We start from the raw sequence: 21,595 nt of genomic DNA, 5'->3' as shown, positions 1-21,595 counted from the left end.
GTGCACCTCCATTCATTCAGAAACTCTATTACCAAACGTAAGCTAATACTTCTCCGCCCACTTGTTTTGCACGAGCTTCTTTATCAGTTATAACACCATTTGAAGTTGATACTAGTGCGATACCAAGACCGTTAAGGACACGTGGCACCTCAGTAGATTTTGCATAAACTCTAAGTCCAGGCTTGCTTATGCGCTTAAGACCAGTGATAACACGTTCGTTATTTGAACCGTACTTTAAGAAAATACGGATGATACCTTGTTTATTGTCTTCAATAAATTCGACGTCACGAACGAAACCTTCGCGCTTTAAGATTTCAGCGATTTCTTTTTTAATATTAGAAGCAGGCACTTCTAACTTTTCGTGACGCACCATGTTCGCATTACGAATGCGAGTAAGCATATCAGCAATTGGATCTGTCATGACCATTATTTTTACCTCCTTCCCAGACTTGGGTTTTACCAGCTAGCTTTTTTGACACCAGGAATTTGTCCTTTGTATGCTAATTCACGGAAACAAATACGGCAAAGCTTAAATTTACGGTATACAGAGTGTGGACGACCGCAACGTTCACAGCGTGTGTACTCTTGAACCGGGTATTTAGGCGTGCGTTTTTGTTTCGCAATCATTGACTTTTTAGCCACGTTTTCGCCTCCCTTATTTAGCGATTACTTTTGGAATGGCATTCCAAATTGTGTTAACAGTTCACGTGCTTCTTCATCAGTGTTAGCAGTGGTTACGATAACGATATCCATACCACGTACTTTGCTAACTTTATCGTAATCAATTTCAGGGAAGATTAATTGTTCTTTAACACCCAGCGTATAATTACCACGACCATCGAATGCTTTTTTAGAAACACCACGGAAGTCACGAACACGAGGTAAAGAAACAGAAACTAATTTATCCAAGAATTGATACATACGCTCACCGCGAAGTGTAACTTTTGCACCGATTGGCATACCTTCACGAAGACGGAAGCCAGCGATTGATTTCTTAGCACGAGTTACTACAGGCTTTTGTCCTGTAATTGTTGCTAGTTCTTCAACAGCATTATCTAAAGCTTTAGCGTTTGCTACTGCATCACCAACACCCATGTTAATAACAATTTTATCAAGTTGAGGAACTTGCATTACTGATTTATAGTTGAACTTGCTCATAAGAGCAGGAGTAACTTCTTTTACAAACTTTTCTTTTAGGCGGCTCACTTATTGTACCTCCCTTCTAAAATTTAGACTATTTATCTAATACTTCACCGGATTTTGCTACGCGTACTTTTTTACCATCAACCGTTGTATATCCTACACGAGTTGGATTACTAGTTTTAGGGTCGATAGGCATAACGTTTGATACATGAATTGGTGCCTCAAAGCTCATAATTCCGCCTTGTGGATTCACTTGTGAAGGTTTAGCGTGTTTTTTAACAATGTTTACACCTTCTACTAGTACACGGCTATCTTTAGGATAGGCTGCTAGGATTACTCCTGTTTTGCCCTTATCCTTACCGGAGATAACTCTTACTTTGTCACCTTTTTTAACATGCATTCGTAAGCACCTCCTTAAAGGCAATTGAATTTAAATTATAGTACTTCTGGAGCCAAGGAAACGATTTTCATAAAGTTGTTATCGCGAAGTTCGCGGGCAACTGGTCCGAAGATACGAGTTCCACGTGGGCTCTTATCATCCTTGATAATTACACATGCGTTTTCATCGAAACGAATGTATGATCCATCAGGTCGACGAGCACCGCTTTTCGTACGAACGATAACGGCTTTTACAACGTCACCCTTTTTAACAACGCCACCAGGTGTTGCTTGTTTCACTGTACATACGATAATATCACCGATACCCGCAGTTTTACGGCCAGAACCACCAAGAACTTTAATGGTAAGTACCTCACGAGCACCAGAGTTATCAGCAACTTTTAAACGTGATTCTTGTTGAATCATGTGTGTAACCTCCCTTCGGAATGATGCTTAATCCGAACAATTAAATAATAACTGCTTTTTCTGTAACTTCAACTAAACGGAAACGTTTAGTAGCTGAAAGCGGACGAGTTTCCATGATACGTACGATATCGCCGATTTTTGCTTCATTTTGCTCATCATGAGCTTTAAACTTTTTAGAGTACTTAACGCGTTTACCGTAAAGAGGATGCTTTTTGTAAGTTTCGACTAAAACAGTAATAGTTTTATCCATTTTGTCAGAAACAACGCGTCCAGTGTAAACTTTGCGTTGGTTACGTTCACTCATTATGTGAACCTCCTCTCGGGTTTTTACTTGTTAACGCTGATTTCTCTCTCACGAATCACAGTTTTCATACGAGCAATCGCTTTGCGTACTTCACGAATGCGAGCTGTATTTTCAAGTTGACCAGTCGCTAATTGGAAGCGAAGGTTGAAAAGCTCTTCTTTTAAAGATTTAACTTTTTGTTCAATTTCGGCAGTGGTAAGGTCTTTAATTTCATTAGCTCTCATTTGATTCACCACCAATTTCTTCACGTTTTACAAACTTACATTTGATTGGAAGTTTGTGCATAGCAAGACGTAGTGCCTCACGTGCTACTTCTTCAGAAACACCAGCGATTTCAAACATTACTTTACCTGGTTTAACGACAGCTACCCAACCTTCAGGTGCCCCTTTACCAGAACCCATCCGCACCTCAAGAGGTTTCGCAGTATAAGGCTTATGTGGGAAGATTTTAATCCAAACTTTACCGCCACGTTTCATGTAACGAGTCATTGCAATACGGGCAGCTTCGATTTGGCGGTTTGTGATCCAAGAAGCTTCAGTTGCTTGTAAGCCGAATTCACCAAATGTTACTTCAGTGCCACCTTTTGCGTTACCACGCATTTTTCCACGGTGTTGACGGCGATATTTAACGCGTTTTGGCAATAACATATTATTTGCCTCCTTCCGCAGGTTTCTTCTTAGTAGGAAGGACTTCTCCCTTATAGATCCATACTTTTACGCCAAGCTTACCAAAAGTAGTATCAGCTTCAGCATGAGCATAGTCGATATCAGCGCGAAGAGTATGAAGTGGAACGGTTCCTTCGCTATAGTGTTCTGAACGAGCAATATCTGCCCCGCCAAGACGACCTGACACCATTGTTTTAATACCTTTTGCTCCAGCACGCATAGCACGTTGAATTACTTGTTTTTGTGCACGACGGAAGGATACACGATTTTCTAATTGACGAGCAATATTTTCAGCAACTAATTTCGCATCAAGGTCAGCTCTTTTGATTTCAAGAATGTTGATGTGAACACGTTTGCCAGTTAATTGATTTAAAGCTTTACGAAGTGCTTCAACTTCAGTACCGCCCTTACCGATAACCATACCTGGCTTAGCAGTATGAACTGTTACATTCACACGGTTAGCAGCACGTTCGATTTCAACTTTAGATACAGAAGCATCCTTCAAACGCTTCGTGATGTACTCACGAATTTTAAGGTCTTCGTGTAAAAGATCAGCGAAGTCTTTACCTGCGTACCACTTAGATTCCCAATCTTTGATGATACCGATACGCATACCGACTGGATTTACTTTTTGACCCACAGATTATCCCTCCTTCTTTTCTGATAGAACGATTGTGATGTGGCTAGTGCGTTTATTAATCTGGCTAGCACGGCCCATTGCGCGAGGACGGAAACGTTTCAACGTTGGTCCTTCATCAACAAAAGCTTGAGTTACAACCAAGCTATTAATGTCCATTTCATAATTGTGCTCGGCATTTGCCATAGCGGATTTTAATACTTTTTCAACGATTGGAGAAGCAAACTTTGGAGTATGATTTAAAATCGACACCGCTTCACCAACTTGCTTTCCTCGAATTAGATCTACGACTAAACGTGCTTTACGAGGAGCAATACGAACTGTTCTTGCAACAGCTTTAGCTTGCATTTGGATGCCCTCCTCTCTTAACGTCTGGTTTTCTTATCATCATTACCATGGCCTTTGTAAGCACGAGTTGGAGCAAATTCTCCAAGCTTGTGTCCTACCATGTCTTCAGTAACATATACAGGCACATGTTTGCGACCATCATAAACAGCGATTGTGTGGCCAATAAATTGTGGGAAGATCGTAGAACGACGTGACCAAGTTTTTACAACTTGCTTACTTTCAGTTTCATTTAACTTTTCGATCTTAACCATTAAATGATCATCAACAAATGGTCCTTTTTTAAGGCTGCGACCCATGGATGAACCTCCCTTCGTGATTGTTCTACGGCTCGTTCTTTGAACCGTAGCTCAACCCCGTTATTTTTTACGACGACGTACAATGAACTTGTCGGATTTATTCTTTTTCTTACGAGTTTTGAATCCAAGAGTTGGTTTACCCCATGGAGACATTGGTGACTTACGTCCGATTGGTGAACGTCCTTCACCACCACCGTGTGGGTGATCGTTAGGGTTCATTACAGATCCACGAACTGTTGGGCGTTTGCCTAACCAGCGTGAGCGTCCTGCTTTACCAATGTTAATAAGTTCGTGTTGTTCGTTACCTACTTGACCGATAGTTGCACGGCACTCAGCAAGAATCATTCGAACTTCACCAGAATTTAAACGTACAAGTACGTATTTACCTTCTTTACCTAAAACCTGTGCAGATGTACCAGCAGAACGAACCAATTGGCCGCCTTTACCAGGTTTTAATTCGATGTTGTGTACCACAGTACCAACAGGGATATTTACTAATGGTAATGAATTACCTACTTTAATATCTGCCTCTGGGCCAGACATAACTTCCATACCTACTACTAGGTTTTTAGGAGCTATGATATAACGCTTTTCACCATCTACATAATTGATTAATGCAATATTTGCGGAACGGTTAGGATCGTACTCGATTGTGGCAACGCGTCCAGGAATGCCATCTTTGTTACGTTTAAAGTCAATGATACGGTATGAACGCTTATGGCCGCCACCTTGATGACGAACAGTTAACTTACCTTGGTTATTACGGCCGCCTTTTCTCTTTAATGGAGCTAATAGAGATTTCTCTGGTGTGCTAGTTGTGATTTCAGCGAAATCAGAAACTGTCATACCGCGACGACCATTAGAGGTAGGTTTGTACTTTTTAATCGCCATTTTATTCCCTCCTCTTCTTGTTAGTTTTTATTATGCTTCAAAGAATTCGATTTCTTTGCTATCAGCAGTTAGTTTTACAATTGCTTTACGACGTTTGTTTGTGTAACCACCGAATTTACCCATGCGCTTGAATTTACCTTTATAGTTCATGATGTTAACTTTTTCAACATCTACGCCAAAGATTTCAACAATCGCATCTTTAACTTGAGTTTTGTTAGCTCTCACATCAACTTCAAACGTATATTTCTTTTCAGCCATAAGGTCAGTAGAACGTTCAGTGATAACGGGGCGCTTAATGATATCGCGTGCATCCATTATGCAAGCACCTCCTCTACTTTTTCAACTGCAGCTTTCGTCATGATTAATTTATCATGATTTACAACATCAAGAACATTGATTCCGTCAGCTGTTACAACTGTTACACCAGGAATATTACGAGCAGAAAGTGCTACATTTTCATCAAGGTCAGCAGTAACGATAAGTGCTTTTTTCTCAACAGAAAGACCACCTAATACTGTTTTGAAATCTTTTGTTTTTGGAGCATCGAAAGCAAGGCTTTCTAATACTAATACATTCTCTTCTAACACTTTAGAAGAAAGTGCAGATTTAATCGCTAAGCGACGTACCTTTTTAGGTAATTTGTAGCTGTAGCTGCGTGGTGTTGGACCAAATACAGTACCACCTCCGCGCCATTGTGGAGAACGGATAGACCCTTGACGAGCACGACCTGTTCCTTTTTGACGCCATGGTTTACGTCCACCGCCTCGTACTTCAGAACGAACTTTTACTTTATGAGTTCCTTGACGTAAAGAAGCTCTTTGCATAACAATCGCTTCAAATAACACGTGTTGGTTAGGTTCGATACCAAATACTGAATCATTAAGTTCGATTTCACCAACCTGAGATCCGCTTTGGTTAAATAATGAAACTTTAGGCATTCTTTTGCTCCTCCTTTCTTATGAAGATATTACGCTTTTACCGCACTTTTAATCTTTAATAATGCTTTTTTAGGTCCAGGAACGTTACCTTTAATTAATAGTAAGTTACGCTCAACATCAACCTTAACGATTTCAAGATTTTGAACAGTAATTTGCTCTCCACCCATGCGACCAGGTAATAATTTACCTTTGAATACACGGTTTGGAGCTACAGGTCCCATTGAACCAGGACGACGGTGATAACGTGAACCGTGAGCCATTGGGCCGCGTGATTGTCCGTGACGCTTGATTACGCCTTGGAAACCTTTACCCTTTGAGATTCCTGTTACATCTACTACATCGCCAGCAGCGAAAATATCAACTTTGACTTCTTGACCAACTTCATATCCTGTTACGTCAACTCCGCTGAATTCGCGAATGAAGCGCTTAGGAGCAGTGTTTGCTTTAGCAACATGTCCTTTTTCTGGTTTGTTAGCTAACTTTTCACGTTTGTCTTCAAAACCAACTTGTAAAGCCACATAACCGTCGCTTTCAACTGATTTCTTTTGAAGAACTACGTTTTGAGCAGCTTCTACTACAGTAACAGGGATTAAGTTGCCGTTTTCTGCAAATACTTGAGTCATACCAATCTTTCTTCCTAAGATTCCTTTGGTCATTTAAGTCACACCTCCTAGATTATTTGTTTATTTATTTTTACTAAAGTTTAATTTCAATATCAACACCGGATGGTAAATCTAAACGCATCAACGCATCAACAGTTTGTGGTGTTGGGTTAACGATATCGATTAGACGCTTATGTGTCCGTTGTTCGAATTGCTCACGAGAATCCTTGTACTTATGAACCGCACGAAGAATGGTATAAATTGTTTTTTCAGTCGGAAGTGGAATCGGACCTGAAACGGCTGCACCAGAACGCTTTGCTGTTTCAACGATTTTTTCTGCAGACTGATCAAGAATTCTGTGATCATAAGCTTTTAAACGGATACGAATCTTTTGTTTTGCCATTATTTTCCCTCCTTTATTCGCCTATTTTCAAAATAGACATTCTCAGTGAAAATTTCCCACACACTCGCCATGGCAAAGCGGCCGGGTGTGTCAGCAACCTTTCACATCATCGCAGTCAAAGACCAACATTGTCTATTATACATAAAACATTAGGCAAACGCAACATTTTTTTATATTTTCTTTTTGGTTACGTTTAGCACACTTTTATTATTATAGCGACCAGTCTATACAATTACAATAGAAAAAATCATTCTCCAAAAATAACCTATAATAACGCTTTATTAAGCGAAAGTTCGCAAAACTATTTATATAGAAGAAACTCGCTTTTGCATAAAAAAAGCAACTGGATCGTCATCCAGTTGCCTTCTATATAACTGATTTTTTAATTATTCAGTGATAGTAGTGATTGAACCTGAACCTACAGTACGTCCGCCTTCACGGATAGAGAACTTTGTACCTTCTTCGATTGCTACAGGAGCAATAAGTTCAACGATCATTTCGATGTGGTCGCCAGGCATAACCATTTCTACGCCTTCTGGAAGATTACAAATACCAGTAATATCAGAAGTACGGAAATAGAATTGTGGACGGTAGTTAGTGAAGAATGGAGTGTGACGTCCACCTTCTTCTTTTGATAATACGTAAACTTGTGCTTTAAACTTTGTGTGTGGAGTGATTGATTTCGGCTTAGCCAATACTTGACCACGTTCGATATCTTCACGAGCTACACCACGAAGTAATGCACCAATGTTGTCCCCAGCTTCAGCGAAATCAAGAAGCTTACGGAACATTTCTACACCTGTTACAGTAGTAGATTTTGGCTCTTCAGTGAAACCTACGATTTCAACTACGTCCCCAACTTTTACTACTCCACGTTCTACACGGCCAGTAGCAACTGTTCCACGGCCAGTGATTGAGAATACATCCTCAACAGGCATCATGAAAGGTTTGTCAGTGTCACGAGTTGGTGTTGGAATCCACTCATCAACAGCACTCATAAGTTCATAGATTTTTTCTTCCCAAGCAGCTTCGCCTTCTAATGCTTTAAGAGCAGAACCTTTGATAACTGGAGTGTCATCGCCAGGGAAATCGTATTCAGATAATAAATCACGAATTTCCATTTCTACTAATTCAAGAAGTTCTTCGTCATCAACCATATCACACTTGTTCATGAACACAACAAGGTAAGGTACACCTACTTGGCGAGAAAGAAGAATGTGCTCACGAGTTTGTGGCATTGGACCGTCAGTTGCAGAAACAACTAGGATACCGCCGTCCATTTGTGCAGCACCAGTGATCATGTTTTTAACATAGTCAGCGTGTCCTGGGCAGTCTACGTGTGCGTAGTGACGAGCATCAGTTTCATACTCAACGTGTGCTGTTGAGATTGTGATTCCACGCTCTTTTTCTTCTGGAGCACCATCAATTTGATCATATGCACGAGCTTCTGCTTTACCAGTTTTAGCAAGAACAGAAGTGATTGCAGCTGTTAAAGTTGTTTTACCGTGGTCAACGTGACCAATTGTACCAATGTTAACGTGTGGCTTTGAACGGTCGAATTTAGCTTTACCCATTAGGATAATCCTCCTTTAATATTAAAAAAGTTAAGTATATTTTATGGAAACTGTAAACAGGGTTGTCCCAATTGTACAGTTTCCATGGTTACATAAGTAGTTATACTTTATTAAATGGTGAAAATCAATTATTCACCTTTATTTTTTTTGATAATTTCTTCAGAAACTGATTTTGGAACTTCTTCATAGTGATCAAAGTGCATAGAGAATACTCCACGACCTTGTGTACTAGAACGAAGTGCTGTTGCATAACCAAACATTTCTGAAAGTGGAACCTGTGCACGTACAACTTGTGCGTTACCACGAGCTTCCATACCTTCAACACGTCCGCGTCGTGCAGTGATTTGTCCCATGATATCACCTAAATACTCTTCAGGGATTACAACTTCAACCCTCATCATAGGCTCTAGGATAACAGGCTTACACTTTGAAGCAGCATTTTTTAGTGCCATAGATGCGGCAATCTTAAATGCCATTTCAGAGGAGTCAACATCATGGTAAGAACCATCGAATAATCTCGCCTTAATATCAACTAAAGGATATCCAGCAAGAACTCCACGATTCAAGGAATCTTCAAGACCAGCTTGAACTGCAGGGATGTATTCACGAGGAACAACACCACCAACAATACCGTTTACAAATTCGAAGCCTTTACCTTCATCATTTGGTGAGAATTCAATCCAAACGTGTCCGTATTGTCCACGACCACCAGATTGGCGTGCGAACTTACCTTCTACTTGTGCTGATTCACGGAATGTTTCACGGTAGGCAACTTGTGGAGCACCTACATTAGCTTCTACTTTGAATTCACGACGCATACGATCTACTAAGATATCAAGGTGAAGCTCTCCCATACCGGCAATGATAACCTGTCCAGTTTCCTGATCAGTATGTGCACGGAAGGTTGGATCTTCTTCTTGTAGCTTTTGCAATGCAGTTGTCATTTTATCTTGGTCAGCCTTTGATTTTGGTTCAACAGAAAGTTGAATTACTGGTTCAGGGAAGTTCATTGACTCAAGAATAACAAGGTTCTTATCATCACACAGCGTATCACCAGTAGTTGTATCTTTCAAACCTACTGCTGCAGCAATGTCACCCGCGAAAACTTTTGAGATTTCTTGGCGGCTGTTTGCATGCATTTGCAGGATACGTCCAACACGTTCACGTTTTCCTTTAGTAGAGTTCTGAACATAAGATCCAGATTCTAAAGTACCAGAGTAAACACGGAAGAACGTTAATTTACCAACATAAGGGTCTGTCATAACTTTAAATGCAAGAGCTGAAAACGGCTCTTCATCACTTGAATGACGTTCAAGGACTTCTTCTTCATCATCCGGAGCATGACCCTTGATTGCAGGAACATCTAATGGAGATGGAAGATAATCAATAACGGCATCTAACATTAACTGAACACCTTTGTTTTTGAAAGCAGATCCACAAATAACAGGGTAGAATTCTACATTAACAGTACCTTTACGAATAGCTGCTTTTAGCTCTTCTTTAGTGATTTCTTCACCACTAAGGTATTTTTCAGTTAACTCTTCATCAAGTTCTGCTACTGCTTCAACTAACTTTTCACGCCACTCTTCAGCTAAAGATAGATACTCTTCAGGAATCTCACGTACTTCAATATCAGTACCTAAGTCATTACCGTAGAATACTGCATTCATTTCTACAAGGTCAATGATTGCAGAGAACTCATCTTCAGCACCGATTGGCAACTGAATTGGGTGTGCATTTGCTTGCAAACGGTCATGAATTGTTCTAACAGAATACAAGAAGTCTGCACCAATTTTGTCCATTTTGTTTACAAATACTACACGTGGAACACCGTAAGTTGTTGCTTGACGCCAAACTGTTTCAGTTTGAGGTTCAACACCTGACTGTGCATCAAGTACAGCTACCGCTCCATCAAGTACACGCAGGGAACGTTCAACTTCAACAGTGAAGTCTACGTGTCCCGGAGTGTCGATGATGTTTACGCGGTGACCTTTCCACGATGCAGTTGTTGCTGCGGAAGTAATCGTGATTCCGCGTTCTTGTTCTTGCTCCATCCAGTCCATCTGAGAAGCACCTTCATGTGTTTCACCGATTTTATGAATCTTACCAGTGTAATAAAGAACACGCTCAGTGGTCGTCGTTTTACCAGCATCAATGTGTGCCATGATACCGATATTACGAGTGTTTGCTAAGGAGAACTCTCTTGCCATGGGTCTTTCTCCTTTCTAGTGTGAAAGTTTTTATGATAAATCTAATTCTACCAACGATAGTGAGCAAACGCTTTGTTTGCTTCTGCCATTTTGTGTGTATCTTCACGCTTTTTAACAGATGCTCCACTGTTATTAGCTGCATCCATGATTTCATTAGCTAAACGCTCTTCCATTGTTTTTTCTCCGCGAAGACGCGCATAGTTAACTAACCAGCGAAGACCAAGAGTTGTACGACGATCAGGGCGTACCTCTACTGGTACTTGGTAGTTTGCTCCACCTACTCGGCGTGCTTTTACCTCAAGTACTGGCATGATATTCTTCATAGCTGCTTCAAAAATTTCCATTGGTTCCTTACCAGAACGTTCACGGATTGTTTCGAATGCAGAGTAAAGAATTTCTTGTGATTTACCTCTTTTACCGTCAACCATCATTTTGTTGATTAGACGAGTAACTAATTTTGAATTGTAAAGTGGATCTGGTAACACGTCTCTTTTTGCTACAGGACCTTTACGTGGCATTTAATTTCCTCCTTTCAAACAAGCTTTCTATTTATGCTGTTATTACTTCTTAGCTGCTTTTGGTCTCTTAGTACCATATTTAGAACGACCTTGCATACGGTTGTTAACACCAGCCGTATCAAGAGCACCACGTACGATGTGATAACGTACACCTGGTAAGTCTTTTACACGTCCTCCACGAATAAGAACAACACTATGTTCTTGGAGATTGTGACCAATACCAGGAATGTATGCAGTCACCTCAATACCGTTTGTCAAACGTACACGAGCATATTTACGTAACGCTGAGTTCGGTTTCTTTGGAGTCATTGTACCAACACGAGTACATACTCCTCGTTTTTGTGGTGAAGATACATTAGTTTGTGATTTTTTGAAGCTGTTGTAACCTTTGTTTAGCGCAGGAGACTTCGACTTTTCAGTAATTGCTTGACGAGGTTTGCGCACTAATTGGTTAATAGTTGGCATGTTAATTTTCCTCCCTTCATTATTTGTAAGCCCACACATCCAGGTGGTTCATTTTTGTGCAAAAACAAAGTTTTTGCAGATCATCTATCTACAAAAACAGTTTTTAACGGATAATTGCTACAGTTGAAGCACCAACTTCTATTCCACATGCTTTCCCGAGTTTTTTCATCGAGTCAACATAGATAATTGGGATGTTCACTTCTTGAGCTAGTTTCACTACCGCAGCTGTTACTTTCGCTTCAGCGTCACTCGCAATGATCAGCTCATATGCTGTTCCATCCTTCAGTGCTTTTACTGCTTGTTTTGTTCCTATAACAATCTTAGTTGCCTGGTATACTTTTTCATAAGACATTTATCATATCCTCCAAAGTATCAGGTGAATAGGAGCACCTTTGATATATTACCATCTTCTAAAATAGTTGTCAACAATTGTTACGAATTTTTATTTCATAGTGCAAATGTGGATATTCTTTAAAACGCGGTACTCACTCACTTGGCGAGTACCGCATAATGTTAACTTTTAATCAATTGTTACTGTTTCTTCAGAAGTCGTGTCCCTTAAAACAGGCTCTGCTTTGCGGTAGCGCTGCATTCCTGTTCCTGCTGGAACAAGCTTACCGATGATAACATTTTCTTTTAAGCCTAGCAATTCATCGCGCTTGCCTTTAATTGCTGCATCAGTAAGAACTCTTGTTGTTTCTTGGAAGGATGCGGCAGACAAGAATGAATCTGTTTCAAGCGACGCTTTCGTAATACCGAGTAATACTGGACGACCTGTAGCAGGTAATTTTCCAGCTAACAATGCTTTTTCGTTTGCATCTGTGAATTGGTGGATATCTAACAGAGTCCCTGGAAGTACATCTGTTTCACCCGCATCACTTACGCGGACCTTACGCATCATTTGACGAACCATTACTTCTACGTGCTTATCGCCAATTTCAACACCCTGCATACGGTAAACCTTTTGAACTTCACGTAACAGATATTCTTGAACAGCATTAACGTCTTTTACCTTGATTAACTCTTTAGGATCAATAGAACCTTCTGTTAATTCCTGACCCATGACAATTGGATCATTAACTGCCACTTTCAAGCGTGCTGTATATGGAGCATTATAAGTACGTGATTCAATCTCACCTTGAACAATAATTTCATGCTGGCGATCACGACCTTCATTAATTCCAACAACCACACCATCAATTTCAGAAATAACCGCAACCCCTTTAGGATTACGCGCTTCAAATATTTCTTGAATACGTGGTAAACCTTGAGTGATATCGTCTCCTGCAACACCGCCAGTATGGAATGTACGCATTGTTAACTGTGTACCAGGTTCACCAATTGATTGGGCAGCAATGATTCCAACTGCTTCCCCAACTTCAACTTCTTGACCTGTAGCCAGGTTACGGCCATAACACTTCTTACATACACCATGACGGGTATTACATGTAAAGGCAGAACGAATTTTAACTTCTTCAATTCCAGCTCCCACGATTATTTCAGAAAGGTCCTCAGTGATAAGTCCATTTTCAGGTACTAGGACTTCCTTCGTTTCAGGATGTCTAATTGGGTTACGAGCATAACGGCCAATTAAGCGTTCATCCAATCCCTCGATAACTTCGGTACCATCTTTCAATGAACGGATTAATAAACCACGATCCGTTCCACAATCATCTTCACGGACAATAACATCTTGTGCTACGTCAACGAGACGACGTGTTAAGTAACCAGAGTCAGCCGTTTTCAAGGCAGTATCAGCAAGACCTTTACGAGCACCGTGTGTAGAAATAAAGTATTCCAAAACGGTCAGACCTTCACGGAAACTTGACTTGATTGGTAACTCAATGATACGTCCAGCCGGGTTGGCCATCAATCCACGCATACCCGCAAGCTGCGTAAAGTTAGATGCATTACCACGGGCTCCGGAATCACTCATCATGAAAATCGGATTCGTTTTATTCAAGGATTTCATTAGTTTTCCTTGAATGGTGTCCTTCGCAGCACTCCATATAGCAATAACGCGATCATAACGTTCGTCCTCAGTTATTAAACCGCGACGGAACTGCTTCATAACGTTATCTACTTTACTTTGTGCCTCGTGAAGAATTTCTTGCTTTTCCGGTAATACGACGATATCAGCAACACCGACGGTAATACCTGCTTTTGTAGAGTATTTAAATCCTAAGTCCTTCATACGGTCTAGCATTTTAGACGTTTCAGTAATTTTGAATCGCTTAAATACTTCTGCGATGATATTACCAAGGATTTTCTTCTTGAACGGATCCACTAATGGCATTTCTTTAATTCTAGCTCTAACATCTTCACCTTTTTCAACAAAGTAATTTGCTGGGGTTTCAACCTCTAAGTTTTGTCTAGTAGGTTCATTGATATACGGGAAAGATTTAGGAAGAATTTCATTAAATATTAGTTTACCAACCGTTGTAATCAGTAATTTATTATTTTGTTCTTCTGTCAAAGTTTCATTTCCTAATGAACCAGCATGGACAGCGACACGAGTGTGTAGGTGAACATAGCCATTTTGATATGCAACTAACGCTTCATTTGTATCTTTAAAAATCATACCCTCTCCGACAACGCCTTCTCTTTCAAGAGTTAGATAATAGTTACCTAGTACCATATCCTGAGAAGGTGTAACAACCGGCTTACCATCTTTAGGGTTCAAAATGTTTTGGGCAGCAAGCATTAACAGTCTAGCTTCTGCTTGTGCTTCAGATGAAAGTGGAACGTGAACAGCCATTTGGTCACCGTCAAAGTCCGCATTGTATGCAGTACATACAAGAGGATGAAGGCGAATCGCTCTTCCTTCAACAAGTGTTGGTTCAAATGCCTGAATCCCTAATCTATGAAGTGTTGGGGCACGGTTTAATAAAACTGGGTGCTCACGGATAACATCTTCAAGGACATCCCAAACCTCAGGAGAAACTCTTTCAATCTTACGCTTAGCAGATTTAATATTATGGGCTAAACCTTTTTCTACTAGTTCCTTCATTACGAATGGCTTAAATAATTCAAGAGCCATTTCTTTTGGAAGACCGCATTGGTACATTTTTAAGTTTGGACCAACAACGATAACGGAACGGCCAGAGTAGTCAACACGTTTACCAAGTAAGTTTTGACGGAAACGACCTTGCTTCCCTTTTAACATATGGGAAAGTGACTTTAATGGACGGTTACCTGGGCCTGTTACCGGACGGCCGCGACGACCATTATCAATGAGTGCATCTACTGCCTCTTGAAGCATCCGCTTCTCATTTTGAACGATAATGCTTGGTGCCCCAAGATCCAACAAACGCTTTAAACGATTATTCCGATTGATTACTCGACGGTATAAATCATTTAAATCAGATGTAGCGAACCTTCCTCCATCCAACTGTACCATCGGACGAAGTTCTGGAGGAATAACAGGAAGAACATCAAGAATCATCCATGATGGTTCATTTCCAGAGTTACGGAATGCTTCCAACACTTCAAGGCGCTTAATTGCACGAGTACGACGCTGACCTTGGGCTGTTTTTAATTCTTCTTTTAATGCGTCAACTTCTTTATTTAAATCGATATCAGATAGAAGCTTCTTAATTGCCTCAGCACCCATAGCAGCTTGGAATTTATTTCCGTACTTTTCACGGTATGCACGATATTCTTTTTCTGATAACAGTTGTTTCTTATCAAGAGCTGTATCGCCTGATTCTGTTACAACATAAGAAGCAAAATAAATAATTTCTTCTAATGCCCTTGGAGACATATCTAAAACTAATCCCATTCGGCTAGGGATTCCTTTAAAGTACCATATATGAGAGACAGGAGCTGCAAGCTCAATATGACCCATACGTTCACGACGAACCTTTGCTCGTGTTACTTCAACACCACATCGGTCACACACTACACCTTTGTAACGGACGCGTTTATATTTTCCACAGTGACATTCCCAGTCCTTTGTAGGACCAAAAATCCTCTCACAGAATAAACCATCCTTTTCAGGCTTCAATGTACGATAGTTAATGGTTTCTGGCTTTTTCACTTCTCCAAAAGACCATGAACGGATTTTATCTGGTGATGCCAGACCAATCTTCATATACTCAAAATTATTAACATCCAGCAAGGGGCCTACCTCCCTTTCTATCTAGACAATCATTAGCTGAAAGCGCATCATGGCGCTTTCAGCTAAGTTTTATTCCTTTGAACCAACCTTTTCAGATTCAAATGCTTGTGTTTCTGGAACGATGTTTAACGTATCGACTTGCTGTAAGTCATCATCATCTTCCGTATCTCGCATTTCAATTTCTTTTTCATCACCAGAAAGGATTTTTACATCCATTCCTAGACTCTGAAGTTCTTTTATTAATACTTTAAATGATTCAGGAACTCCTGGTTCCGGTACATTTTCACCTTTTACAATCGCTTCATACGTTTTCACACGACCCACCACGTCATCTGATTTAACTGTCAGAATTTCTTGTAGTGTATATGCAGCACCGTATGCTTCAAGTGCCCAAACCTCCATCTCACCGAAACGCTGTCCGCCAAATTGTGCTTTACCGCCAAGTGGCTGTTGCGTTACAAGTGAGTATGGTCCAGTTGAACGTGCATGGAGCTTATCATCAACCATGTGAGCAAGTTTAATCATATACATGACACCCACAGACACACGATTGTCAAACGGTTCACCCGTACGTCCATCATATAATACAGTTTTTGCATCATTAGCCATTCCAGCTTCTTCGATCGTGCCCCAAACATCTTCCTCACGTGCACCGTCAAATACCGGTGATGCAACGTGGATTCCAAGAGCTCTTGCTGCCATTCCTAAATGAAGCTCAAGCACCTGACCGATGTTCATACGTGAAGGAACGCCCAAAGGATTTAACATAATATCAATAGGGGTACCATCTGGTAAATACGGCATATCCTCTTCTGGTAATATCCGAGAAATAACCCCTTTATTACCATGGCGGCCTGCCATTTTATCCCCTTCATGAATCTTACGCTTCTGTACAATATATACACGAACAAGTTGATTTACACCTGGTGGCAATTCATCGCCATCTTCACGATTAAAGACCTTAACGTCGAGGACAATACCGCCTCCGCCATGTGGAACTCTTAGAGACGTATCACGAACTTCACGTGCTTTTTCTCCGAAGATTGCATGCAATAGACGTTCTTCAGCAGTAAGTTCTGTAACGCCCTTAGGAGTTACCTTACCAACAAGCAAGTCGCCATCTTTTACCTCAGCACCAGTTCGAATAATTCCACGCTCATCCAAATTCCGAAGGGCATCTTCCCCTACATTTGGAATATCACGGGTAATCTCTTCTGGTCCAAGTTTTGTATCACGTGATTCCGACTCATATTCTTCAATATGAATAGAAGTATATACATCATCTTTTACAAGACGTTCACTCATAATAATCGCATCTTCATAGTTGTAGCCATCCCAGTTAACGAAGCCAACTAAAACGTTACGACCTAGAGCTAGTTCACCCAGTTCCATAGAAGGACCATCCGCTAGAATCTCCCCTTTTGTTACATGGTTGCCCACCGCAACAATCGGGCGTTGATTATAACAGGTTCCTTGGTTAGAACGAATGAATTTCAACATTTTATATTTATCAAGGTCACCTTTAACTTCTTGACCATCGACAGTATTAATCCGACGCACCCATACCTCACGCGCCTCAACATGCTCAACGATTCCTTCGTGCTTACAAATAACCGCTGCTCCCGAGTCTTTACCAGAAACATATTCCATTCCTGTTCCGACTCTCGGTGCCTCTGGCTGCAGAAGCGGTACCGCTTGACGCTGCATGTTCGCTCCCATCAATGCACGGTTAGAGTCATCATTTTCTAAGAACGGAATACAAGCTGTCGCCGCTGAAACTACCTGTTTAGGAGATACATCCATATAGTCGATTCGGTCGCGTTTTACTACCGTGTTTTCACCGCGGAAACGAGCAACAACATCTTCTTCTATAAATGTACCGTCATCGCTTAGGCGTGAATTCGCCTGTGCTACAACATAGTTATCCTCTTCATCTGCAGTTAAGTAATCAATTCGGCTTGTAACCTTTCCAGTATCTGGATCAATTCGGCGATATGGAGTTTCAATAAAGCCAAAACGGTTTACTTTTGCAAAGGATGAAAGTGAGTTAATCAAACCAATGTTTGGTCCCTCTGGCGTTTCAATTGGACACATACGTCCATAGTGGGAATAGTGAACGTCACGCACTTCAAATCCAGCACGTTCACGAGTTAATCCACCAGGTCCTAATGCAGATAAACGACGCTTATGCGTCAATTCTGCAAGCGGATTTGTTTGATCCATAAATTGCGATAATTGAGAGCTTCCAAAGAACTCTTTAATTGAAGCAATTACAGGACGAATATTGATTAACTGCTGTGGTGTGATCGTAGCGGTATCTTGAATGGACATTCTTTCACGAACCACACGTTCCATACGTGACAAACCAATTCGGAACTGATTTTGAAGTAATTCGCCAACAGAACGAAGACGTCTGTTTCCTAAATGGTCAATATCATCTGTATCGCCGACACCGTGTAGTAAGTTAAAGAAATAACTGATAGATGAAATGATATCAGCAGGTGTAATGTTTTTAATCGGCTCTGCAACATAAGCATTGCCCAGCACATTAATAACCTTTTCACCATCGTCATTTGGCGCATAGATTTTTATTCCTTGAAGAATGATTTCTTCCTGTACTACACCACCAGCTGGATTAAAGCCTTTAAAATTAATATCCTTTTCCAAAGCAGGGATAATTCGATCCAGATTTCTTCGGTCTAAAAGTGTCCCTTTTTCTGCAATAATTTCACCTGTTTCAGGATCGACAAGTGATTCAGCAAGACGCTGATTAAACAAACGATTTTTTATATGAAGCTTTTTATTTATTTTATATCGACCTACATTGGCAAGGTCATATCTCTTTGGATCAAAGAATCTTGAAACCAATAAACTCTTTGCGTTTTCAACGGTTGGAGGTTCACCTGGACGCAGACGCTCATAAATTTCCAGAAGCGCTTTTTCTACTCCCTCAGTGTTGTCCTTTTCTAGAGTATTTCGAATGTACTCATTATCTCCGATCAGTTCAATGATTTCTTGATCAGATCCGAAGCCAAGTGCACGCAAAAGAACCGTAACGGGCAGTTTCCGAGTACGATCTATTCTGACATATACGACATCTTTGGCGTCTGTTTCATATTCAAGCCAAGCGCCGCGGTTCGGAATTACAGTAGCTGTAAATCCTTTTTTTCCGTTTTTATCAAGTTTTCCACTAAAATATACGCTCGGTGAACGTACTAACTGGGAAACGATAACACGTTCCGCCCCATTAATGACAAACGTTCCCGTTTCAGTCATGAGTGGAAAATCGCCCATAAAAACATCTTGGTCTTTTACTTCGCCTGTTTCTTTGTTTACAAGACGTACTTTAACACGCAATGGTGCAGAATATGTAACGTCTCGTTCTTTCGATTCCGCAACAGAATACTTCGGTTCGCCAAGGCTGTAATCAATAAATTCTAGTGATAGGTTACCAGTAAAGTCTTCAATCGGTGAAATATCCTGGAACATTTCACGCAAACCCTCATCAAGAAACCATTGATAGGAAGAGGTTTGGATTTCAATAAGATTTGGTAATTCTAAAACTTCACTGATTCGTGCGTAACTTCTTCGTTGGCGGTGTCGTCCATACTGAACTAGTTGACCTGTCAACTGATTCACCCCTCAAATCAAGCGTTTTTATAAAACATATATTTTGGTCTTATGAAAGGAACAAAAGGAGTTCCTCCATTAGACAAAAAAAGAAAAAGGGTTTTTATTTCTTAAAAACCACATTTTCACATTTTGACTATTATTTTGTCATCTTTTCCGACTTAAACATGTTTTATACTTATAAATTAAGTATTTTCAGGAATAATTCGGAAAATATTATGATGGCATTTTATAATGCTAACACACTTGACAAATTCAAGTCAACTATTTTACTGCCTTTATAATAAAATAACCTTTAGACTTGTCAATCGTTTCAACTGTAGTAAATCGTTCTTTTAATTTTTCGAGAGCAGAGGGTGCACCTTGTTTCTTTTGAATGACAATCCAAAGCTCACCACCGGTGACTAAATGCTCATAACTTTGTTCAAAAATATCGTGGACCGTCTTTTTACCTGCTCTAATAGGCGGGTTTGTTAAAATAGCCGCAAAATTAAATTCCTTTACGTTTATCAGAGTGTCACTTTCATAAATTTCAACATTGTATACGGCATTTTGCTCAGCGTTAGCTTTTGACAATTCAATCGCCCGTTCATTTACATCAATCATATGTACAATGCGCTCTGGATAATTTTTCGCAATCGAAAGGCCAATTGGACCGTATCCGCAGCCTACATCCAGAACAGATCCTTCCACATTTGGCAATTCAAAAGCTTCTATTAATAAGCGAGAGCCAAAATCTACTTCCTTCTTTGAAAAGACTCCATTATCAGTTTTAAAACGAAATAACTGACTCCTTAAAGTAAAGTCCCAAAATTTCGGTTCACTTTCAACCTTTTGTGTACGAGAATAGTAATGTTCAGACAATAAGCTCACCTCCTGAGGAGTGTTCATTAATGAGGTTACCTGAGGAAAAAAACAAATATCTCGCGGAAGCCGCCTAGGCACATCCGCTTTTAAGTATCGAAAAAAAGCCCGCTTATACAGCGAGCTTTTCTATAAGGTTATTACTTAACTTCAACGTTTGCTCCAACTTCAGCAAGTTTAGCTTTAAGTTCTTCAGCTTCTTCTTTAGAAACGCCTTCTTTAACAGCTTTTGGAGTGTTGTCAACAAGGTCTTTTGCTTCTTTAAGACCAAGACCAGTGATTTCACGTACAGCTTTGATAACCTTGATTTTTTGATCGCCAGCGCTAGCTAGGATTACATCAAATTCAGTTTGCTCTTCAACAGCTGCTACAGCCGCTCCGCCCATTGCTACTGGTGCAGCAGCAGTTACGCCGAATTCTTCTTCGATTGCTTTTACTAGGTCGTTAAGTTCTAAAACAGTCATAGATTTAACCGCTTCAATGATTTGTTCTTTAGTCATTTTAATGTTCCTCCTTAGTTTTCATTCCGTTATTTGTTAAGCCATAAGCTTTAGCTTACGCGCCTTGTTCTTCTTTTTGTTCTGCAACTGCTTTTGTAACAAGAGCAAGGTTGCGGATTGGAGCTTGTAGTACGCTGAGTAACATAGAAAGCAAGCCTTCGCGTGAAGGTAGTTCTGCAAGTGCTTTAACCTCTTCAACTGTTGCTACATTGCCTTCGATTACACCAGCTTTAATTTCTAGTGCATCGTGCTTTTTCGCAAAGTCATTAAGAATTTTTGCAGGTGCTACTACATCTTCCGTGCTGAACGCGATTGCGTTCGGACCAGTTAATGCTGCATTTAACTCTGAAAGTTCAGCTGCATCAGCTGCACGACGAGCCATAGAGTTTTTGTAAACTTTGAAGTCGATACCCGCTTCACGAAGTTGCTTACGAAGTTCAGTTACTTCAGCAACAGTCAGACCACGGTAGTCAACTACGATTGTTGAAACACTAGCTTTTAACTTAGCTGTAATTTCATCAACGATTTGAACTTTTTGTTGGATTGCGCTGCTCATCTTTACACCTCCTGTAGATTCTCTACATTTATACCAGGCAAAGTAAAACCTCCATATCAATAGTCAGACATGGAGGTGCATACAATAGCCGAAGATTTCAGCCAATTCTATCGCATTACCTCGGCA

The 21,595-nt window shown here is 40.4% G+C and carries 26 protein-coding genes and 1 other annotated feature (1 of these 27 running past the window's edge); all 26 genes read right to left on the bottom strand.

Annotated elements, in window-relative coordinates; translation table 11 throughout:
* Positions 1 to 28: 28 nt before the first annotated feature.
* Complete coding sequence (gene rpsH / locus QNH48_RS00875; RefSeq protein ID WP_034676109.1) at positions 29 to 427, bottom strand: 30S ribosomal protein S8; 399 nt, start codon at positions 425 to 427, stop codon at positions 29 to 31.
* Positions 428 to 456: 29 nt separating this feature from the next.
* On the bottom strand, positions 457 to 642 hold the full coding sequence (locus tag QNH48_RS00870; protein WP_009791316.1) for a type Z 30S ribosomal protein S14: 186 nt from the start codon (positions 640 to 642) through the stop codon (positions 457 to 459).
* 24 nt (positions 643 to 666) lie between these two features.
* Positions 667 to 1,206: a 50S ribosomal protein L5 gene (gene rplE / locus QNH48_RS00865; protein ID WP_095250616.1), complete on the bottom strand. Its 540-nt coding sequence runs from the start codon at positions 1,204 to 1,206 to the stop codon at positions 667 to 669.
* A gap of 28 nt (positions 1,207 to 1,234) precedes the next feature.
* Positions 1,235 to 1,543 carry a 50S ribosomal protein L24 gene (gene rplX, locus QNH48_RS00860; protein WP_095250617.1) on the bottom strand — a complete coding sequence of 103 codons (309 nt, stop codon included), beginning with the start codon at positions 1,541 to 1,543 and terminating at the stop codon, positions 1,235 to 1,237.
* Between the two features lie 35 nt (positions 1,544 to 1,578).
* A complete protein-coding gene (rplN, locus tag QNH48_RS00855) occupies positions 1,579 to 1,947 on the bottom strand; it encodes a 50S ribosomal protein L14 (protein ID WP_283953400.1) in 369 nt (122 codons plus the stop codon).
* Between the two features lie 40 nt (positions 1,948 to 1,987).
* A complete protein-coding gene (gene rpsQ, locus QNH48_RS00850; RefSeq protein WP_034676097.1) occupies positions 1,988 to 2,251 on the bottom strand; it encodes a 30S ribosomal protein S17 in 264 nt (87 codons plus the stop codon).
* Positions 2,252 to 2,274: 23 nt separating this feature from the next.
* Complete coding sequence (gene rpmC, locus QNH48_RS00845; RefSeq protein ID WP_034676094.1) at positions 2,275 to 2,475, bottom strand: 50S ribosomal protein L29; 201 nt, start codon at positions 2,473 to 2,475, stop codon at positions 2,275 to 2,277.
* A complete protein-coding gene (gene rplP, locus QNH48_RS00840; RefSeq protein WP_045516533.1) occupies positions 2,465 to 2,899 on the bottom strand; it encodes a 50S ribosomal protein L16 in 435 nt (144 codons plus the stop codon). Before rplP ends, rpmC begins: the two co-directional genes overlap by 11 nt.
* A gap of 1 nt (position 2,900) precedes the next feature.
* Positions 2,901 to 3,557: a 30S ribosomal protein S3 gene (gene rpsC, locus QNH48_RS00835; RefSeq protein WP_133371727.1), complete on the bottom strand. Its 657-nt coding sequence runs from the start codon at positions 3,555 to 3,557 to the stop codon at positions 2,901 to 2,903.
* Between the two features lie 3 nt (positions 3,558 to 3,560).
* Complete coding sequence (gene rplV / locus QNH48_RS00830; RefSeq protein ID WP_095250619.1) at positions 3,561 to 3,902, bottom strand: 50S ribosomal protein L22; 342 nt, start codon at positions 3,900 to 3,902, stop codon at positions 3,561 to 3,563.
* A gap of 17 nt (positions 3,903 to 3,919) precedes the next feature.
* Positions 3,920 to 4,198, bottom strand: coding sequence for a 30S ribosomal protein S19 (gene rpsS / locus QNH48_RS00825; RefSeq protein ID WP_095250620.1), 279 nt, complete (start codon positions 4,196 to 4,198; stop codon positions 3,920 to 3,922).
* Positions 4,199 to 4,258: 60 nt separating this feature from the next.
* The gene (rplB, locus tag QNH48_RS00820; RefSeq protein WP_283953399.1) at positions 4,259 to 5,089 is read right to left on the bottom strand and encodes a 50S ribosomal protein L2; all 831 of its coding nucleotides are present in this window, start codon (positions 5,087 to 5,089) and stop codon (positions 4,259 to 4,261) included.
* Positions 5,090 to 5,119: 30 nt separating this feature from the next.
* Entirely contained in the window at positions 5,120 to 5,404 is a 285-nt protein-coding gene (gene rplW, locus QNH48_RS00815) for a 50S ribosomal protein L23 (protein ID WP_283953398.1), read from the bottom strand.
* Entirely contained in the window at positions 5,404 to 6,027 is a 624-nt protein-coding gene (gene rplD / locus QNH48_RS00810; RefSeq protein ID WP_095250622.1) for a 50S ribosomal protein L4, read from the bottom strand. Before rplD ends, rplW begins: the two co-directional genes overlap by 1 nt.
* A 29-nt stretch (positions 6,028 to 6,056) precedes the next feature.
* Entirely contained in the window at positions 6,057 to 6,683 is a 627-nt protein-coding gene (rplC, locus tag QNH48_RS00805; protein ID WP_095250623.1) for a 50S ribosomal protein L3, read from the bottom strand.
* 40 nt (positions 6,684 to 6,723) lie between these two features.
* Entirely contained in the window at positions 6,724 to 7,032 is a 309-nt protein-coding gene (rpsJ, locus tag QNH48_RS00800; RefSeq protein ID WP_066094693.1) for a 30S ribosomal protein S10, read from the bottom strand.
* A gap of 386 nt (positions 7,033 to 7,418) precedes the next feature.
* Positions 7,419 to 8,606, bottom strand: a complete 1,188-nt coding sequence (tuf, locus tag QNH48_RS00795) for an elongation factor Tu (protein ID WP_283953397.1) — start codon at positions 8,604 to 8,606, stop codon at positions 7,419 to 7,421.
* A gap of 128 nt (positions 8,607 to 8,734) precedes the next feature.
* The gene (gene fusA, locus QNH48_RS00790) at positions 8,735 to 10,816 is read right to left on the bottom strand and encodes an elongation factor G (protein WP_283953396.1); all 2,082 of its coding nucleotides are present in this window, start codon (positions 10,814 to 10,816) and stop codon (positions 8,735 to 8,737) included.
* A gap of 47 nt (positions 10,817 to 10,863) precedes the next feature.
* The gene (gene rpsG / locus QNH48_RS00785) at positions 10,864 to 11,334 is read right to left on the bottom strand and encodes a 30S ribosomal protein S7 (protein WP_283953395.1); all 471 of its coding nucleotides are present in this window, start codon (positions 11,332 to 11,334) and stop codon (positions 10,864 to 10,866) included.
* Positions 11,335 to 11,376: 42 nt separating this feature from the next.
* The gene (gene rpsL, locus QNH48_RS00780) at positions 11,377 to 11,799 is read right to left on the bottom strand and encodes a 30S ribosomal protein S12 (protein ID WP_026574083.1); all 423 of its coding nucleotides are present in this window, start codon (positions 11,797 to 11,799) and stop codon (positions 11,377 to 11,379) included.
* Positions 11,800 to 11,902: 103 nt separating this feature from the next.
* Positions 11,903 to 12,151, bottom strand: a complete 249-nt coding sequence (locus QNH48_RS00775; RefSeq protein WP_283953394.1) for a 50S ribosomal protein L7ae-like protein — start codon at positions 12,149 to 12,151, stop codon at positions 11,903 to 11,905.
* Between the two features lie 168 nt (positions 12,152 to 12,319).
* Positions 12,320 to 15,919: a DNA-directed RNA polymerase subunit beta' gene (gene rpoC, locus QNH48_RS00770; RefSeq protein WP_133371720.1), complete on the bottom strand. Its 3,600-nt coding sequence runs from the start codon at positions 15,917 to 15,919 to the stop codon at positions 12,320 to 12,322.
* A 69-nt stretch (positions 15,920 to 15,988) separates the two neighbouring features.
* The gene (gene rpoB, locus QNH48_RS00765) at positions 15,989 to 19,549 is read right to left on the bottom strand and encodes a DNA-directed RNA polymerase subunit beta (protein WP_283953393.1); all 3,561 of its coding nucleotides are present in this window, start codon (positions 19,547 to 19,549) and stop codon (positions 15,989 to 15,991) included.
* A 264-nt stretch (positions 19,550 to 19,813) separates the two neighbouring features.
* On the bottom strand, positions 19,814 to 20,413 hold the full coding sequence (locus QNH48_RS00760; protein WP_283953392.1) for a class I SAM-dependent methyltransferase: 600 nt from the start codon (positions 20,411 to 20,413) through the stop codon (positions 19,814 to 19,816).
* Positions 20,414 to 20,553: 140 nt separating this feature from the next.
* Positions 20,554 to 20,913, bottom strand: a complete 360-nt coding sequence (gene rplL / locus QNH48_RS00755; protein ID WP_095250631.1) for a 50S ribosomal protein L7/L12 — start codon at positions 20,911 to 20,913, stop codon at positions 20,554 to 20,556.
* 55 nt (positions 20,914 to 20,968) lie between these two features.
* Complete coding sequence (gene rplJ, locus QNH48_RS00750; protein WP_133371717.1) at positions 20,969 to 21,469, bottom strand: 50S ribosomal protein L10; 501 nt, start codon at positions 21,467 to 21,469, stop codon at positions 20,969 to 20,971.
* A 33-nt stretch (positions 21,470 to 21,502) separates the two neighbouring features.
* Positions 21,503 to 21,595: a sequence feature (ribosomal protein L10 leader region), on the bottom strand (it continues 54 nt past the right edge of the window).

Origin of the sequence: Neobacillus sp. YX16 (assembly GCF_030123505.1) — a bacterium.
In the GTDB taxonomy this organism is placed as follows: Bacteria; Bacillota; Bacilli; order Bacillales; family Cytobacillaceae; genus Neobacillus.
The sequence above is the reverse complement of the archived record's forward strand: the minus strand, read 5'-3'. Positions and strand labels throughout refer to the sequence as shown.